The organism is Carboxylicivirga sp. (assembly GCF_982718395.1).
Genome location: NZ_CEXQWX010000005.1, coordinates 16,456 through 35,773 on the forward strand (window position 1 = coordinate 16,456; position 19,318 = coordinate 35,773).

Annotated in this window: 11 protein-coding genes; 2 read left to right on the plus strand and 9 right to left on the minus strand. The window is 39.0% G+C overall.

The features are described from left to right. Positions 1-288: 288 nt before the first annotated feature. Positions 289-1,911 (plus strand): 7TM diverse intracellular signaling domain-containing protein, encoded by a 1,623-nt coding sequence (locus AC4MRQ_RS02040; RefSeq protein ID WP_491195968.1) that lies wholly within the window; start codon positions 289-291, stop codon positions 1,909-1,911. A 122-nt stretch (positions 1,912-2,033) separates the two neighbouring features. Here the strand turns inward: AC4MRQ_RS02040 and AC4MRQ_RS02045 are convergent, their stop codons facing one another. The 7 genes from AC4MRQ_RS02045 to AC4MRQ_RS02075 form a co-directional block, all read right to left on the minus strand. Next, positions 2,034-4,691: a phage tail-like protein gene (locus AC4MRQ_RS02045; RefSeq protein ID WP_491195969.1), complete on the minus strand. Its 2,658-nt coding sequence runs from the start codon at positions 4,689-4,691 to the stop codon at positions 2,034-2,036. A gap of 192 nt (positions 4,692-4,883) precedes the next feature. Further along, positions 4,884-6,314, minus strand: a complete 1,431-nt coding sequence (locus tag AC4MRQ_RS02050) for a redoxin domain-containing protein (RefSeq protein WP_491195970.1) — start codon at positions 6,312-6,314, stop codon at positions 4,884-4,886. Positions 6,315-6,788: 474 nt separating this feature from the next. Further along, positions 6,789-8,387: an Lcl C-terminal domain-containing protein gene (locus AC4MRQ_RS02055; protein ID WP_491196042.1), complete on the minus strand. Its 1,599-nt coding sequence runs from the start codon at positions 8,385-8,387 to the stop codon at positions 6,789-6,791. Positions 8,388-8,401: 14 nt separating this feature from the next. Then, a complete protein-coding gene (locus AC4MRQ_RS02060) occupies positions 8,402-8,887 on the minus strand; it encodes a T9SS type A sorting domain-containing protein (protein WP_491195971.1) in 486 nt (161 codons plus the stop codon). A gap of 114 nt (positions 8,888-9,001) precedes the next feature. Next, positions 9,002-10,159, minus strand: a complete 1,158-nt coding sequence (locus AC4MRQ_RS02065) for a DUF8740 domain-containing protein (RefSeq protein ID WP_491195972.1) — start codon at positions 10,157-10,159, stop codon at positions 9,002-9,004. Between the two features lie 229 nt (positions 10,160-10,388). Next, a complete protein-coding gene (locus AC4MRQ_RS02070; RefSeq protein WP_491195973.1) occupies positions 10,389-12,023 on the minus strand; it encodes a 7TM diverse intracellular signaling domain-containing protein in 1,635 nt (544 codons plus the stop codon). Positions 12,024-12,250: 227 nt separating this feature from the next. After that, positions 12,251-14,725 (minus strand): phage tail-like protein, encoded by a 2,475-nt coding sequence (locus AC4MRQ_RS02075; RefSeq protein WP_491195974.1) that lies wholly within the window; start codon positions 14,723-14,725, stop codon positions 12,251-12,253. A 753-nt stretch (positions 14,726-15,478) separates the two neighbouring features. On the opposite strand from AC4MRQ_RS02075, the gene AC4MRQ_RS02080 reads away from it, so the two are divergent. Beyond that, positions 15,479-15,856, plus strand: coding sequence for an HU family DNA-binding protein (locus AC4MRQ_RS02080; RefSeq protein WP_491195975.1), 378 nt, complete (start codon positions 15,479-15,481; stop codon positions 15,854-15,856). Positions 15,857-16,358: 502 nt separating this feature from the next. Here the strand turns inward: AC4MRQ_RS02080 and AC4MRQ_RS02085 are convergent. Both AC4MRQ_RS02085 and AC4MRQ_RS02090 read right to left on the minus strand, forming a co-directional pair. Further along, positions 16,359-18,191, minus strand: coding sequence for an OmpA family protein (locus AC4MRQ_RS02085; RefSeq protein WP_491195976.1), 1,833 nt, complete (start codon positions 18,189-18,191; stop codon positions 16,359-16,361). A 194-nt stretch (positions 18,192-18,385) separates the two neighbouring features. Further along, positions 18,386-19,318 (minus strand): PorP/SprF family type IX secretion system membrane protein, encoded by a 933-nt coding sequence (locus AC4MRQ_RS02090; protein ID WP_491195977.1) that lies wholly within the window; start codon positions 19,316-19,318, stop codon positions 18,386-18,388.

Consider the following 19,318-nt stretch of genomic DNA (forward strand, 5'->3'; position numbering starts at 1 on the left):
AGGTTACGAATTCAAAAAATCTTTGTGCCAAAATAAGGGTTTCAATAGGTTTAAGAGGGGTTTCAAAAGGTTTATGCACAAGCTAATGATCATATAATGTGAGATATAGGAGGCCTTGCGATACAGGATAATAGCAGTGGTTTTATTTATAGAAAAGACAAGATCTCGGTTAATTCTTTAGATAGGATCCTTACATTTTTATAACTTTTTCAAAAACTAAGAGTACTATCTTTGTAAGATATTTACCTTATCAAGGCCAAAAGCTGTGATTTTAAAATTGATTATTTGATGAAGGGGATTTTCCTATACTTCTTGATGCAAATTATATTCTCTTTTTCCATTATTGGTCAGGAGATTGTTCTATTAAGTGACGAAGAAAAAACTAATATAAGTAGTAACGTTGAATTACTGCATGAACCGGATGGGACGTTAAGTCTTGAGGAAGTACAATCGGCTCGTTTTATAAAGAATAATTACAATACAATCAATATAGGTTACAACAACGGAGTTGATTGGATCAAATTCAGTATTTATAATCCGTGTAATCGTGATGCAGAAAGAATCATACAAGTAAGTAAGTTTTTAATTGACACTGCCACAATTTACTTTAGTGGCAACGGGAAGTGGGAGAGTGTTAGTACAGGAGCTCACCTTGCCGATAAGGAGCGAACCCTTAGAACCAATAGCAGTTGCTTTCCGGTTACATTAATTGCGAATGATACCACAACTTTTTACTTAAGAGTTATAAGTACTTACAGCCGTCAGTTTAATATTTCAATTGTTAACGAGGAAACGTTAATTAAAGGCGATTTGATAGAGACAGGTATACTTAGCCTGTTTGTAGGAGGTCTATTAATTATTACCATATTCAATTTTTTTATTGGGCTGAGGGTAAAAGATAATGTCTACTTTCATTATATACTGGCTAATATTGCTACTGGTATAACGGTGCTGTCAATAAGAGGTTTCCTCTCTTATAACTTGCCGGATGCATATGTACACTGGTCGCCCTATATTGTTGCATTCCCAACGGTATTGTATGTTATTACCTCTTCTAATTTTAGTATTCGCTTTTTAGATTTAAGGAGAAACGATAGGGTGAGTTATTATTTAATGATTGCTTCATCTTTAGCTTCTTTTATTTCAGCAACGATTGTTAGTGTGCTTCGAATGTATGGAAAACAAATGCATCTCGAGTCAGTGGTTTATGCAAATTTTTCTTTTTCCATTATTGCTATTTATGCCGGAATTATGGCAGTAAAAAAAGGCAGCAAGCATGCCAGGTATTATTTAGCCGGTTGGATATGCTCTTTGACAGGTTTAATGGTTATGACTTTAATGTATATAAGTGTATTGCCAGCCAATAACTTTACCAATAATTTTTATGTTATTGGAGTGTTATGTGAGGTGCTGCTTTTGGCCTTTGCTCTAACTGACCGATACAGATCGTTACAAAAAGAAAAAGATTATTTAGAATTTAGCCTCACTCATAAAAAGGATGATTTATCACGAGTAATTATTGATAATCGATTAAGACATTCTTTTAAAGCAGGTGTTTTGGAAAAATTGAAGCTTATTTATAAAAGTAAAGACGAAACCATTAAAACGCAATTGGGTAGCTTTATTGCTGATTTGAACATTCAATTTGACGCAGATGAAAAACGAAGTCAGCTACAGGAAAATATTGATACGGTAAATTCTGAATTTGAGAAAAAACTTAAAGAACGTTTCCCTAAACTAACCAAAAGTGAGATAGAGATTTTAGGCTATTTAAAACTGAAACTATCCACTAAGGAGATTGCAAATATTAGAAAGATAAGCCCCACTACAGTAAAGGTTACAAAGCACCGTGTTAATAAAAAACTGGCAGAAGAAGGTACTTCGATTGATGATTTGATTTTGGATCTTTAATATCATCAAGTAAGTAGTTAGAATTTAGACAAAAAACATGTGACTGATTTACTAGGTAAAAATCAGCTCTCCTGCTTCAAAAGTAGGAGAGCTGATTACCGGTATGTAACTGTTTACCTTTATTATTGTACCACCATTCGCTTGGTATCTTTTACTTTAGCATCTACAATTAACGAATACAGATAAGTACCGTGTGCATATCCTGAGGTATTGAATTGTACAGACCCTTCGCCGCTTTCCTGCACATCAATGCGCTCCACTTCAGTTCCTGTTAAGGTATGAATAGCGATATATGCCATTGCATTTTGTTCTGCCACATAGTATTTAATGGTAGTTGTTCCGTTAACAGGGTTAGGCGTGTTCTGGTAGAGTTTTGACTTATCAACGGTTAGTTTAAGTTGAGCATTTGTTGATAGACCTATAGCGTCCATTACAGCCGCCATTTGACTTTCTAGTGTTTCAATTTTGGTGGCCTGTTCACTGTTTTCAGTTTCCAGTTCGCTAACCCTTGTTTCAAGCGCCCAGACTTTAGAGTACAGATCAGTTAATAATGCAGAAAGATCCACCGAATTACCATCTTCAATACTTAAAGTTGTACCCGATAAAGCAAGTGTCTGATCATCTGTTCCGGTTCCATCCTGCAGAGAAGATAGGTCAATAGAATTGCCACCGCTTATAGACAAAGAAGTACCGCTTAACCCCAGTGTTTGCTCATCAGTATTGGCCTCATAACCATCTTGAACAGTTGATAAATCTATCGAATTGCCATCTTCTATGCTTAAAGTAGTTCCAGATAAAGCGAGGGTTTGATCATCTGTTCCGGTTCCATCCTGCAAAGACGAAAGGTCTACACTATTGCCGTTATCAATAGATAAAGATATTCCAGAGAGAGACAGGTTTTGGGCATCGGTATTATCTTTATAGGTTGATAAATCAACTGTTGCTGTTCCTCCTGAAATACTAATAACATCACCTGATAAGGATAGCTCCTGGTTATCGGTGTTGGCTTCGTAGCCATCTTGCAAGGAAGATAGATTCACGGTACTTCCGTTTTCAATGCTTAGGCTGGTGCCAGTAAAAGAAATATCCTGGGCATCGGTATTGTCTAAATATCCCGAAAGATCAATGGTATTGGTGCCTCCCGAAATGCTAAGAATATCACTGGCTATTGAAAGTTCCTGGTTGTCGGTATTGTCAAGATATGCTGATAAGTCTACTGAATTTCCATCAGAAATAGAAAGTGTATTATCTGTTAAACCAAGTGTTTGTGCGCCTGCGGCCAACCATTGCTTACCATCCCAAAGGCTTAGTTTATAATTGGTGCTGTCAAAAACCATCATCCCTACATCTGTAGTACTTAACAAAGCTTCAAAGCTCGTAAGTTCCGTTTCGCTCATGCGGTTAATCAGGAAACCTTTATCTGCCTCGGAAAGGTCTATACTGGCATTTAAGTTAGGTGCTGTGGTTCCAATTCCCAAAGTCATACGGTTGTCGGCGGAGGTTCCCCCCAACACAAAGCTGTTGTCTTGCGTTACGCTTGCATTGGTACCTAGTGCCACCGAATTAATGCCTGATGCAGAAGCGTACGCTCCAATGGCAATAGCACTGTCCGCTGTAATTTCAGTTCTGCGGCCAATAGCCAGGGCATTATCACCGGCAATGCTGGTTTCATAACCAATACCTATGGAGTAGCTTGCACCGTTTTGCAAATAAGCCTCTTTCCCTAAGGCTATGGCCCCAGCGTTTTTAGCATAAGCAAACCAACCAATGGCAATGCCATAATCGCCACTAACATAGGTATCATAGCCCAACATGGTTGCATAATTGGCTCCTACATAGGCATCGTAGCCTACAAAAGTAGTTCCCGAACGGTCAGTATTGTTAAAATCAGCCTTAGCGCCAATGCCCACATTGTAACTTCCAGACCGGTTATTGCCTCCTGTTAAGTAGCCCAAATAGGTGTTGTACTGAGCTGTGTTACTATCTTTAAGACGATCATTGTCCCAACCAGCAGCATACCCTACAAAGGTGTTAAAGCCAGCGTACTCGTTCTGTGCCCCTGCTGCATACCCTACAAAAGTATTGGCACTTCCCGTAGAATTGTCTGCCCCCGAACCACTTCCCAAAAAAGTGTTGGCCGACCCTGTGGTATTGCTAGAACCTACTGCTCCGTTGGTTATTGATATGTTATCATCTGGATGAATATCATAAGTAATAGTACTATTGGCTTCCGCCCCAAGAAAGGTATTTCCAGTGCCAGTAGTATTATTGGCACCTGCCTGGCTACCCACAAAGGTATTGTCACTGGCCGTATTGTCCTTTCCTGCATCTTCGCCAATAAATACATTATCGTCTCCATCAGTAAGGGAGTAGCCTGCTTCTTCCCCAATAATGACGTTGTCGCTTGCGGTACCATTCATGCTGGAACCAGCATCTGAGCCAATAACCACATTATCGGTTCCTGTACTGGCACGGGCCGCACGTGTACCAATAATTACATTGTCCACCCCTGAACTGGTTTGGTCCGCAGCATAGGCTCCAATTACTGTATTGTCAGTATCCGAATCGTACAAATATCCAGCTTTGTAACCAACGTGTACATTATTGGTTCCACTGGTTGCGCTGTAACCAGCGGAGTCCCCAACAAAGGTATTGTAGCCGCTATTGGAATTTACATTCTTTCCTGCACCGTTACCAGCTATATAATTGGCGGTTTGTGCACTAACACTCAGATTTATGCTATAAAGAATGCATATAAAAAATAGTAGTTGTTTTTTCATTTGTATATGTTTTATGAATTTATATTTCTAAACCAAAGCCTGATAGAATTAGTGGTATTTAAAGTTTATGAGAGTACAATCGATTGAAAAAGAGTTGATTCGAGAAAGATGAGAATGACTGAATTTGAGAAAGAAAGGTGTAAATATCTTCGCAACCATCGATATTAAGTTTTTTGCGTAGTCTGCTATGGATCATTTATTTCCCTGAACCAAGTACCAATCTATCCAGGAATCTAATTGCCTGACAGAACCCGGTTTTAGCATGATCTCATGATTATGATTAAGCAGGTAAATGGTTGGAGTGGCAAATACGTGATAATCCTTTACGACAGGGCTGTCCCATTTTTTGTAATCGCTGGTGCTGATGAATGGGAATGGTTGGGTAAAATTTGTAAAGGTTTCTTGGTCTTCGTCGAGGGAGATAAAAACTACTTCTACACCGTATTGCTTCCATTTAGTATAGTTTTGGGCTATGCTTTGCAGCTCAACGGGACATTGCGGACACCAGCCTGCTCCAAACACCACTACCTTATACGGGGATTGTATGTCTGATAGTTTTTGGGGTATGTTAGAACCGGAGTAACCGGGTGCAAACACATCGCCATTAAAAACAATTCCGGGGGCAATATTGCCTCTTCTCATGGCACGGTAGCTTTCCAGTTGAGCGGCTAAATCGTTGTGGAGGGTGCACGAGTTCATGTTGAGTAGTTTTATGGCCAGGTACTCTGAAGCCGTAAACAAACTTCGTTGCTCTAAAAACTTAAACAGGTGCGATGTTATTTTATTGAGCTTTTGTTCGTCTGCCATTAAATTTTCAAGCAAGCGGTCAATGGAAATTTGCATTTCAATATATACCGAATCCAACGACCGACCGCTGTTTTCAATTAACCAGAAATGACTTTCAACGGCATCTTTTAACAATCCGCTTTTATAAAGATGTAGATCAGTATAATCCATGTTTCGAAATGCCTCAAAAGTTGTTGGAATTTCTTTGGTACGGTATTGGGCAATGATAGAAACCGAACTTACCAACTTACGCACTGGCAAATAATAACACAAATAAGAATCTGTTGGCAGCTTAGTTAAAAATAAAGAGTCCTCTGCCTTAATGCGTTTTATCTCCGTTTCAATGGCTTGTCTGGTCAGTTCATGGGTGGAAAAAAGTGTGTCCAGCTTGTAAATCTTTGCCAGATAATCCCATGCACCCAGACATTGCTCCCTGCGAGGGTGTTCAGTAGCATATTGCTCGAAAAGCCTGTTTTGTTTGCCATTTAAAATTTTGATACTTTCTGATAATTCAAAGTTCTCACCTGTTAATTGAAGGTTTTCGTTTTCTACCAACAAAATAACTAAGGATTTACCATCTTCTGAAAGCAAATACCCCCTGCCACAATCTTCTTTACTAAACGACAAGTTAAATTCGCCTTTTTCATTAGCTTGTGTGCTATCTATAGTGTACGTATCAAATCCAATGTAGCCTACCAATTTAATTTGTCCGTGTGCCAGCTCCGGGAAAGTACAGGTAACCGTGTTTTGTGAATATGTAAAAGTAAAACTAAACAGTAGAGAAATGATTCCAAATGTTGCTTTATTCATGGAATTCAAATATAAAAGCGTCTTCATTTTTTATGTCATTATTTTTTAAAACCAACATATTATCACAATAAGTTTGAAAGAATCAGATAGCGATGATGTTATGGTGGAAGAAGGGTTATATAATCACAAATAGAATCCCGTAGGGATGGTGCTATAAAATTCACCAACACTTTAGGAATTCAAGGGATTTACCCCGTGGGATAGCAAAGCTTTTGTCCAACGAGGTAAATTAAAAGTGTTAATCCTTAATACAGCGGACTGAGTAGCCGTTTGCCCGATGATCGCCACTCTCGTCAGAATTACTGCCGATTATAATACTCCTTACAAACTGTATGCTGTCTCTTTTCATATCTTGCCCAAGTGTGTATTTATATTCTCAAGGAAAATCATGTGTACATAAAAACACTTTTTGAACAAGTGTGTAAACATCTTTTAAAACTTGCAATTCATAGTAAAGTGCCATTGTGTTTTTCAAAATTCGACCGCTACACAGTTAAATAGTTAAAAAGCACGAACTGCACGAACACTACTTGTGAAGCTCTTATAGCTGCTTTTCTGGGAACCACTGCCGATGTTCTGTCTCCAAGCACCGTAGCCATTACTGGTATCGGACTCCGAAGAACTCCAATAGAAAGCACTGGCTAAACTACTACCTGAATTTGCTATTGCCGTTGCATCAATAGTCAATTTGTTAGTATACATAAGGTTTAATTCATCTTTAGAGGGTAAAAACCAATCAGAATAGCCATTCATATCTAAATCTGCACATATTTGTGCAGCATAGCTACCTGAACCTTGATAGCTAACGATAGTTGCTGTATTAGCCTGCCCTGTACCAACTGCTGTAGCTGTAACATCTGTTTTTATCCAACTACCATTATACCATTGTATACTACTACTCTGATCGGATACGGCACATACTAAACCACTACCATCAGTAGCATCAATATAAAAAATTATACCTCCTTGGTAATAAGCTCCAATAAAATCTGATTCGCTTGCTCCAGCTGTTAACAAATCCGTTACACTCGCTCCACCTGTTAGCAAATCTGGTACACTTGCTCCGGCTGTTAGCAAATCCGGCACACTTACCCCAGCTGATAGTAGATTAGAAATACTTGCCCCAGCTATTAGTAAGTCAGAAACACTTGCTCCAGAATTTAATTCAACTTTTAATTCTAGAATTTCTATTTTTTGTTCTAATTCATCTACATAAGTTAGGGCAGTGGCAAGTGTTGTGCGTATTTGAGCTGCTGTATCTTGTATAGCTTGTTCATTTACGGCAATACCTGTAATATCCTGGTCGCCTGTGTTGGTGCCACTTACTAAATCAAGCGCAATGCGATTAGTATGGTAAATACCTGTAGTGTCTTTGCCTGTATTAGCCGTAATTGCATCAGCTTGGGCTGTGGTAATAGTTGTTGGTGTGTTTGTTAAATCGGCATAGTCTTTATCCCAAGCGGTAAATTCGGGGTCGGTTTCGCTTGAAATGAATCCGCTTACATCGGGAATATCGGCACGTATCTGACTTGCTGTATCTTGTATGGCCTGGGCGTTTGTTGCAATACCGCTTATGTCCTGATCGCCTGTGTTGGTACCTGATAAATTTCCTAAATTGTTAATGTCGGTTGCTGTGATATTGGCAGCTTCGCTTGTGGTGTAAACAGGGTCGGTTTCGGTAATTCCACCAGTAATTGTTTCTGCCGTTTTTGCATGCAAAGCATAGGGTACGCTCAGCAACTGGCTGGTGCCGGTAATGCTGTAACTTGTGCCTCCTGAAGGATCGGTTTCTGTTTTAATAAAATATGGCCCGTTTGCCCAGGCAATGGTTGTGAGATCACCGCTTTGAACAGCGCCGTTTCCAATTTCAATACTTATCAGGCCATTGGTATTGGTAACAGGTGCATGGGTTTCTGCATACACGACTGTACCGCTTGTGGAACCTTGCAAAATGCTGATTTGCATACCAACGGACTGGTTTGTTACAAGGTTATCGCCTGTATCGCGGATTACCGCCTGGTAGTTCATTTTTTCGGGACTTTGCGCCCAAAGTGTTACTGTTATTAATATGGCTGTCAAAGTTGTAAATATCTTTTTCATCACACACTCACTCCCTATTTTTTGATGATTTTAAATGTTTTTAATTCTTTGTTGTTCTGCATAACTTTTACAAAATAGATTGCCGGTGCAAGATTACTCATATCGATGCTTGTCTGGTTATCGGTTATTTCTCCGCTTTGCAAAGGTGTTCCCCGCATATTGTATAGTTGATAGTTCAAAGTTGAAGATTCAAAATTGTCAATGGTCAGGGTAAGGTTGTGCATTACCGGGTTGGGATACGCTGAAGCCGAAAGGGTTATGCCTTTGGCTTGTTCAAGTCCTGTTACTACGGAGATTTCGAATAGTTGCTGAACACCTTCGGCTACCGTACCGCCTGTGCCTGTATGGGTTTGGTACGTCAGTTGTCCCACAGTATAGTTTACCGACCCCCCGCTGCCCGAAGCATTACTCCCCGCGGCATTAATGCTTTCCTGTGCCTGTAGTGCCGTTAGTCCAAGCCCTAGGAGCATGGCACTTAATTTTAAATTTTTATGTCTCATTTATACCTCTTTTTTGTAATATTTACTTCAAAAAATAAAATCCTAACAGTTATTAAGATTCAAACAATTTGGTGCTCAATCCATACAGTTATTAAGATTCAAACAATTTGGTGCTCAATCCATAATACAACGAACTGAGTGGCCGGCTCCACGGAAGTAGCTGGACATATCGGCATCGCCGCTGTGGAAGTACAGATACTCCGGGTCACTACCATTTATAGTACTCGACCAGTAGTAGCCCATAAAATCCATATCGAAGAGTGTGGCGCTGCTAAAGTCGCGGCCACCAGCCACAGTTAATTTAAGTGGTGAGGCAAAAGCTCCGGCTGCATTGTTACTGCTCCAGGTTTGGCGTTCGGCTTCCCACTCGGCCTCAGTTGGCAAGCGGTAACCATCCGGGCAAGGGTTGTTGGTTCCGTTTACCCCCTGCCAAAGGTTGTCGTTTTGAGGGCTTCGCCAATCGTAAGGGCTGCTGACAATAAATATAAAATTACCATGTCCCGGAGTGTTGCTGCTTGCCAGGGTTGAAGTTCTGTCGGAAGTACGGCTTTCGTGCCCGTCGGTAGCTCGCCCCCATTGGTACAGGTCGCCGTAAGCATCGGCATCAGTGCTGCTTGTGGCAACTTGTGCAGCACCCAGGTTCCGATCCATCCATATTTTGCCTGTTGTGGAGTTGTATACATCAGTTTGTGCAACAGTTGTAACGCCAATAACAGTTGTCCATGTTGGTACTCCTCCAACAAAACTTAACATTTGACCTTCGTCGCCCGCTTCAACTGTTATCCATTCGCTACCGTCCCAATATTGCATTTCACCTGTTTGGGTACCGGCAGGTACAGAGGGATCGGTTTCGATAATGGTACCTGTAAGTGTTTCGGCTGTTTTTGCATGCAAAGCATAGGGCACGCTCAATAACTGGCTGGTGCCGGTAATGCTGTAACTTGTACCACCTGAAGGGTCGGTTTCTGTTTTAATAAAATACGGCCCGCTGGCCCAGTCGATGGTTGAAAAGTCATCGCTGGTTGTTCCTGTTCCCATTTCGATACTTACCAAGCCATTAGCATTGGTAGCAGGTGTATGGCTTTCTACATACAAGGCTGTACCGCTTGCCGAACCTTGCAAAATACTGATTTGTATGCCTACGGACCGGTTTGTTACAAGGTCATCGCTTGCATCACGGATTACCGCCTGGTAGCTTATTTTGTCAGGACTTTGCGCCCAAAGTGTTGCTGTTATTAATACTGCTGTCAAAATTGCAAATATCTTTTTCATCTGTTTATTATTTAATTTTAATGGTCTCCCGATAACCATAGGGAGGAACTTACTATGAGTGAAAATTATCACAACGAAAGTGAATGGCTTATTCAACAAACTTCAGTGTACCCTATGGACTCAAATCTACGTACCAGGGCTAAAAAGATAATAAAACAGGGGTCTATTTGGGGTCTACAGGAATTTACTCAGTTGATAATCAGAAGTGTAAAAAAGGGGTGAAGACGGGTTAAATTTGAGAAAGAAAGGCATAAATGTCTTCCGAACCATCGATATTAAGCTTTTTACGAAGCCTGCTACGGGCCATTTTTACTGATTTCGGAGTGATATTTCTTATGAGGGCAATATCTTTGGTATCCATTCCTGCCCGTATATATCCACACATCTCTGTTTCAGATTTGGTTAAATCCGAAAATTTCGTGGAAAGGCGATGAAAGAACTCTGCATTTAATTTGTCTATATTTTCGATGGTAATTTTAGGTTCGGATAATACTGCTTCTTTTTGTGCAATATGTTTCCGGATTTCATAAACCAACTCATCTGCATTTGAGGAATTGCCTGTGCTTTTTATGGATTGAATTCTCTTTAGAAATTGCTGTTCTTTATCTGACTGTATTTTGGTAAAGGCACTTACTTTTTGCAAATCTGCTTTTGCAAATGATAATTGCGAAGCCATTTTATTATGCCTGATGCTCAGAAAGGCAATTTGACTAATGGCAAAGGCGAAAAAGCCATAGCGTTGTTTATAATCTCCATCGATGATATAGTTTGCAACCAATACGTCATGTAAGATAAATACAAAAAACAATATCAACCCGGTTAATGGAATAAGAGATTCGTAGTTTTCGCGATTTATAGTTTTTATAATAATGTAAGAAATATAAACAGAAGATAATGCCATTACAACCTGAGATATCATTGAAATGGTAAGTCCGTATGAAACCGGAAAAACCGGAAATATGACACTCAAAATTAAGGTTATAAGTTCGAGTGCTTTCATTATAGTTCGATTCACATCGTTCTTAAACAAAATATAAAAGTAATGTATGGCAAAAAAATTGCCCAACATATATCCTAAATGCTTTATTAAATGGAATATTTTAGGTGGAAAGTCAGGAAACCATACCGCAAGAGGAATGGTTCCTAAGCACATTTGACGCACTAATGCCAACAAGCAAAATATGGCAAAAAACAAATAACTGTTATCTACTCCAATTCTAAAAAAAGAAACGATAAAATTATACAGTACAATGGCAAACACAAAGGCCAGCATTCCAAATTCAATCAATCCCTTTTTCTCCCGATAAGCAATAGCATTATTTCTTGTTCCTATATAAATGGGCCTGATTATGCCTCCTGTAAAAAAAGAATAACTGGAAACTTCAATATATATATCAGCATTGTTATTATTTATGGGCAAGGCTACAATTCCACTTTTTGCTCTTTCCTGCGCTTCCTCTTCTGTGGTGGCCACTTTTCCAAAACTATATACCAATTCATTATTACACCATATATTGCAGGCAGAACTGATTAAACCATGGTTAAGATATAATTTATCGTGCTTTACGTTGGTTAATCTAAAATGAAAGGTTCCATAACCTCTTTTGTCCGGTTTTTCTCCAAATTTATCTTTGTAATTAATCCAAAAACCAACGTTTCCTTTTATGGTGTCTGTAAATACAGTTTCTTCCGGGGTATTTTGGACCAGCTGATTCCAAAAAAAATTAAATTCTTGTAGTTCCAGATTATATTGCTCTAAGTCATATTCAGAGATGTTTATCTCATCACCTTCAACTCTCACTTTATCAACTGAGCAAGAAACTAAAAGTACAGATAAGCAGTAGAGTAGAACAGACTTTTTCATTTTTGTTTGGCAGCAATTTAATCTTATTTGAAAGTGCTGCAAATCTAACTTTAAATTGCTATAATTCTATATGATACCTGCAATAAATACACAAAGACGCAGGGATATTAAGGTCTTAATAATTTAATCAATGATTTGAACAAATGGCATTACAACTATTTAGGAATAAATAAATCCCCTTGCGAACCTGCAAGAGGATTTGTACTTCTTTGGTGAAGATTAATATTCTACTGCACCACCATTCGTTTGGTATCTTTTACTTTAGTATCTACAATTAACGAATACAGATAAGTGCCGTGTGCATATCCTGAGGTATTGAATTGAACAGATCCTTCTCCAGCTTCATGTATATCAATGCGCTCTACTTCAGTTCCTGTTAAGGTATGAATAGCGATATATGCCGTTACATTTTGTTCTGCCAGGTAGTATTTAATGGTAGTTGTTCCGTTAACAGGATTTGGTGTGTTTTGATATAGTTTAGATTTATCAACGGTTAATTTAAGTTGTGCATTTGTTGATAGACCTATAGCATCCATTACAGCTGCCATTTGGCTTTCCAGCGTTTCAATTTTTGTGGCTTGCTCACTATTTTCAGTTTCCAGCTCAGTAACTCTTGTTTCAAGAGCCTCTACTTTAGAGTACAAGTCTGTCAACAATACAGAAAGGTCCACTGAATTGCCATCTTCAATACTTAAGGTTGTACCGGATAAAGCAAGCGTTTGATCATCCGTTCCCGTTCCATCCTGTAATGAAGACAAATCAACACTTTTACCATTATCAATTGATAAAGTGGTTCCTGATAAAGAAAGGCTTTGCGCATCGGTGTTGTCTAAATAACTTGCAAGATTAACGGTATTACTTCCTCCTGAAATACTCAATGTATGGCTACTCAGACTTAATTCCTGATTATCCGTATTGGTTTCATAACCATCCTGCAATGAAGATAAATCAACTGAATTACCACCGCTTATTGACAAAGAAGTTCCGCTTAAGCCTAACGTCTGCTCATCGGTATTAGCTTCGTAACCATCCTGCAATGAAGATAAGTCAACCGAATTACCGCCGCTGATAGATAAAGAGGTTCCACTTAAACCTAAGGTTTGCTCATCGGTATTGGCTTCGTAACCATCCTGCAGCGAAGATAAGTCAACTGAGTTACCACTGCTGATAGATAAAGAGGTTCCGCTTAAACCCAATGTTTGGTTATCAGTATCATCCAGATAAGCAGATAAGTCAATTGAATTACCATCTGAAATAGATAAGATATGATCAGTCAGGTCAAGGCTTTGACTACCGCTATTGGACCATGCTGAACCATTCCAGATACTCAGCTTATCGGTGGTGCTGTCATACACCATCATACCTTCATCTTCTGTTGTTAAACTACCTCCTAAAGAAGTCTTTTCTGTTTCCGAAAGCCTGTTAATCAGAAAACCTTTATCCGTTTCGGAAAGATCAATACTGGCATTTTGGTTAGGAGTAGCTGTTCCAATCCCTAAAGTCATGCGGTCTGTAGATGTTAGTCCCCCAATTACTAAACTGTTGGCCTGAGTGGTTGAAGCTCCATAACCAATGGCTCCAGAATAATTAGCTGATACACTGGCTGTATTACCCAACGCAAATGAGTTATTGGCCGTAACAGAAGTGGTATAGCCTATTCCAATAGAATTATTTCCGGTTACATTGGCCTGTGTACCAAAAGCAATGCTATAGCTATCACCACCAACAGCACTGGTCCCCAAAACAATTATACTGTTTTTATCTCCGTTTCCGGAACCTGCTAAAGCATTATTACCTATCACTATTGAGTTATTTGTTCCATCAGCAGCAAAATCGGCATTATATCCAAAAGCAATGTTATTACTTCCTTCTTCATTTCTGTCTCCTGCATAAGCACCAAAAAAGTTATTAAATCTCGCATTTGATGTTCCGTTACTTACATTGTTACGAATTCCAGCATGATATCCAATAAATGTATTATAATCTGCATGCTCATTACGTGCTCCGGCACCCTGCCCTACAAAGGTGTTGCAAAACCCTGCAGCATTATCAGTACCGCATGAATCACCAACAAACACATTCCAGTTTCCTGTAGTTAAATCATAGCCTGCCCAATGACCAACAATTACATTCTGCTCCCCAGATGTTAGGCTATATCCAGCTTCAGATCCAATAACCGTGTTATCTGATCCGGTAGCAGGATTAGAGGTTGTTGTTGTACCTGAGTTTATTGAAGTTCCATAACCCGCACCTGCCTGGCAACCTATAAAGGTATTATCATCTCCTGTGGTATTTCGTAGTCCGGCTCCTTCTCCTACAAAAGTATTATCATCTCCCTCAGTATTGTTGAAACCGGCACCATGTCCTAAAAAAGTGTTATCGTGTCTGGATGTGTTATAGAACCCAGCTCTAAATCCTATAAACAGGTTATCTCCACCTGTAGTATTGTTATAACCGGATTGGTATCCAATAAACGTGCTCTCATCGGCAGTATTGTTGTAACCTGCTTGATAGCCGAAAAAAGACCCGAATCGATGGCTTATATTATTATAAGCGGCAGAATCTCCTACAGCAGTAATAAAGTCACCAGACGTGATTTTTTCTCCAGCTCCAACTCCAGCGGTATAATTACCATCTTGAGCACTCATTGTTAGATTTATGCCATAAATAAAGCATGCAATTAAAAGTAATTGTTTTTTCATGTGTAAGGTTTTAAGTTATAGAATACTTAATTACTGCAATGTTACACTTTTATTTATTGAGTCAGTAATGCTATTTGTCGCAATTACACGAACCCCAATATTTATTGGATAAACACATACTATTTACCTATTAATCTTCTTAATCTATGTTTAAGCTACGAGGGTGTATCACCGAGGTAAATAATATCCAATTAAAACATCTTAATAGTTAACGTTTCACATATTAAGGTACTTATATTGAATTTCTGATGTGATGCACTCCGTAATTTTACATAGCAGTGTATTCGTTTAAATGATAATGAATGGGGGGGTGATTTTTTCCGAAGTATTATCCTTTAGTAAGAAGGAAGAAAAGACCTAAACTCTTTTACATGTAAAGATGAAACAATCACACTATATGGGGGTAGGGTAATTTATTTTTGAAGGGTCGTAAGTGATTGTAAACCAAATGTGTTTTTGTATGTAAAAAATGGACAGCAGGAAAATCAAAAATCCTCCTGTCCATTTTTGAAAATCCTCCTGACGAAAATTAAAAATCCCCCTGTCCGTTTTTTATTTTCCTCCTGAGCATTTTCTTTTTTCATAGTGATGAACTGGAAAAATGCCCAAATGATAAAAGGAAAACAATTAAAATAGTAATACATTATTTATACTGTATATAAATAAAATAGCAATACTTGGTTAAATTGATATATTATCTTATTTTCGATGCATATTTACTTAAACGTTATTCTAACCTCTAAAAATTTTAATATGGATTACAAAGTAGTAGCCAAGCACATACCCGGAAAACCAGAATTGCCTAAAAAGCACTATGCAACTATAGTAAGGCCTAAAAATGTAACTCTTGATATATTATCGAACCGTATTGCAGAAATTTCACCTGTTAATCAGCTGGATACTCAAACTGTACTGGTAGCGTTTACAAAAGTACTTCCTGAGTTTTTGAAACAGGGAGCAACAGTTGAACTTGGTGATTTGGGACGATTAATGGTTAACATCAGCAGTGGTGGTGCTGATACTGAAGAAGATTTTACTGACGACCAGATTAAAAGTAACAAAATAAGTTACCAGCCAAGCATAAAAGTTAAGGAAGTAATGAAGGCAGTTAAGTACGAGAAAATTAAATAACTAATATTTATTTGCTCAAAGGCATAAGCCATCTCACTATGAGGTGGCTTTTTTGATGGGTTGTTTTACGGATCGCATCTTTACCACAAATTGTGAATTAAAGATGCGATCCGTTTTATAGGATTTAATATCATTACCCCTATAATCCTCTGATCAGGGGATATAAATTGTTGGGATTTGCAAGATGTAAATAAGCACATTTTGAGTCTCGCTTTTAAAGGGAGATTTAGTGGGTAAGTTACCCATTAAAAACCTACTTACTGACTTAATGACTTTGTCCAGGCCTCAACTTCTCTGTGTTTACTGCTTCCTCGGCGGTTAATCCTATTAAATCAACCACAGAGTTAAAGGAGGCCACAGAGAGAATTCCAACTTAATTTGGAATTTTTACTACCCCTATAATCCCCTAATCAGGGGATATGAATAGCAGGGATTTACAAGATGTAAATAAGTACATTTTGAGTCTCGCTTTTAAAGGGAGATTTAGTGGGTAAGTTACCCACTAAAACCCCGTAATCAAAACCTCAACCCGTCTGTTTTCTTTATGCAGTTCCTCGGGGCAATCCACTCCATCGGTACAATCATTAAGCAACTTTTGCTCCCCGTAACCGATGGCCTCTATTCTGTTAACGCTGATTCTTTTTTTCAGAACATATTTAAGCGCTGCATCGGCACGTGCCTGTGATAATGCCTTGTTATACATATTATCTCCGCGACTGTCGGTATGTGCACTTAATTCAATGGTCATGGTTTTGTTTTTCCACATTAAATCGGCCAGTTTATCCAGGTCCTTGGCCGCTTCTGAATTTATTTCCCAGGAGTTAAACTCAAAATCAATATTATATAATCTGAATCTCAGATTCTTCAACTTATCTTCATCGCTTGCTCCGTTGCCTGCTTTAGCACTTTCTATTAATGCCGTTATGGCTTCAATGGTTAGCGGGATATTTGATGAAACTCCGGAAGCAGTACCTGCAGGAATGGCTAATGCATTAATACCTGCTCCTCCGATACCAATGGTTTCCAATCCGACCAGCTTATTACTTACCGGTTGTTTATCCGGCACTTCTACTTTTACAACTTCAGACCTTTTCTCCATCATTTTAGGTCTTATAATCTTTTTAACCAGATAAATATCATCATCGCCCACGCCGCCGCTGCGGTTCGAGGAGAAATAACCAATGGACCGGTCTTCATTGAATACGATGGAAAAGTCGTCTCTGGAGCTGTTTACAGGAGCACCTAAATTTCTTACTTCATTAAAGATATCATCATCAATTTTTGCACTGAATATATCCAGGCCTCCCAATCCCGGATGACCGTCGGACGAAAAATACAGCATACTGTCGGGCAGGACAAATGGATACACCTCATCGCCTGGCGTGTTGATGCTTTCACCGCAGTTAACTGGCTCACTTGTACCTTCAGAATACACTTCTACATAGTAAATATCGTTTCCTCCAAAGCCTCCCGGACGGTTGGATGAAAAGTACAAACGGTCATCGTGTTCAGAGAAATAGGGGTGAGCCGATGAAAAGTCATTACCAGTTACAGGCTCTAAAGCTGCTGGTTTTTGCCATTCCCCATTGTTTCGCTTACTCATATAAATGCCGAGGTTAACCTCATTATCAGCATTTTTGTTGATGCTAAAGGCATTGGCATTATTCATGGTAAAAATGGCCGTACTTCTGTTTCTGACATGTTGAAAGGAACTGATATGATATCGGGAATCCAATCCTGAAAATGATCGTACGTTGCACAGTTTACCATCAATAGTCATATTCGCTGTAAATAGACTTAAGTAGGGCTGTCCGTTCCATTCGTATTCATTTTTGCTGGTATCACGCGATGAGGTAAATATCAGTTTGTTTCCCGAAAAGCAGGGGCGGAATTCAGAATACTTCGTGTTAATCCCTGCATGTGAAACCTTGTAATCCGGTTGGGCACTCATGAGACTATCAATCAATTGCTTGTTGTAATTGGGCAGCGACAGCTTAAATTGGGTAAGTACACTATCGGCCAGATGATATTTGTTGTTATAGATTAATAAACGTGCATAGTCCTGCATGCACGAAGTATCTTTTTGAATATGCAATAAACCATATAACTCTTCAGCCTTATTAAAGTCGCCGGTGTGCTTATACGACGCTGCCAGATGCTTTAATATATGGACATTGGAGCTATCTTTTTTTAGAGCTTTCTCATAATGCTTAATGGCTTTGACATAAGCCAGATGATTAAAATAATTATCACCCAGCATCTTGTTCACATTCTGAGCATACGATATTACTGTTGTGATAATTAAGAAGTATATGCTGATAAAAACCTTTTTCATGTGTTTAAAATTTTCTTTCGTTTGCCACACGGAACTCTCAAGAAATTTTAATCATTACCCTCCCGCCTGAGTCGGGACAAGTTGTGTGTAATTTTTAAGATTAAAATTTACATGTTCGTTTCATATTATATTAATTAGATGAAAAGCAAAAGAATAAGAACTCAGAGGCACAAAGTCTCAGAGTTTTCTTGTTTTTAAAAGAACCTTGGTGAATGAATTTTTGTAGCATCGCGATGTAATCTCAGATCCAAAACAATTTCATGTGAACCGTTGGAGAAATTACTGATGCGTGATTTTGAGAAATCATAAGCATAACCGACCTTCACGTTTTTAGTAATGGCTACCTGGAGGAATGTGAAATAGGTATCGGGATTACGCAGTCCTCCTCCTAATGCCAGACGATTATAAAGCGAGGTAGCTAAGCTTAAATCAATAGTTGGACCTACATTCTGCACCTTCTTGACGCAAACCGATGGTTTTAACTTTATGTTTCCACTGTTAAAATCAAATACATAACCGCTTACCAGATAAAAGTGATTTCGCTCTTTCAGATTATACGTGTCACTTTCGTCACTGCCCAGCGAAAAGCTGTTAGTTACTATTTTAGGCACCGACAAGCCCAGGTACCAGTTGGATGCATATAGGAAAACGCCCGAACCAAAGGTGAAGGAAGAATGGTTGACGGTTCCCTGCTGTAACACCAGATCATCTCCATCCGTGGTTTGCAGCATATCCAGGTTGGCGGCATACATATTTATTCCGGCACTTAAACCCAGCGAGAGCTTTATTTTATCGTTTATTTTCACTGAGTGAGCATAGCCTAAGCTGAGTATGGTATTTTTTAACGGTCCGATATTGTCCTGCATAGCAGTAACACCTATGGACGTATTAAAGTACTTTAAGGGATAGCCAAGGGTAAGAGCGTGTGACTTTGGTGCACCAGGAAAACCTACCCACTGGTTTCTGCTCGATATCTGCAGATTCATATAGTTGATGCTGCCGATGTAAGCCGGATTAATAATGGCCTGGTTAAAGGCATATTGTGTAAATTGATTCTCTTGTTGTGCCTTTAACAGCGTTATCGGTTGCAGGCCAATCAGTAATATGATGATTTTGATATATCGCAT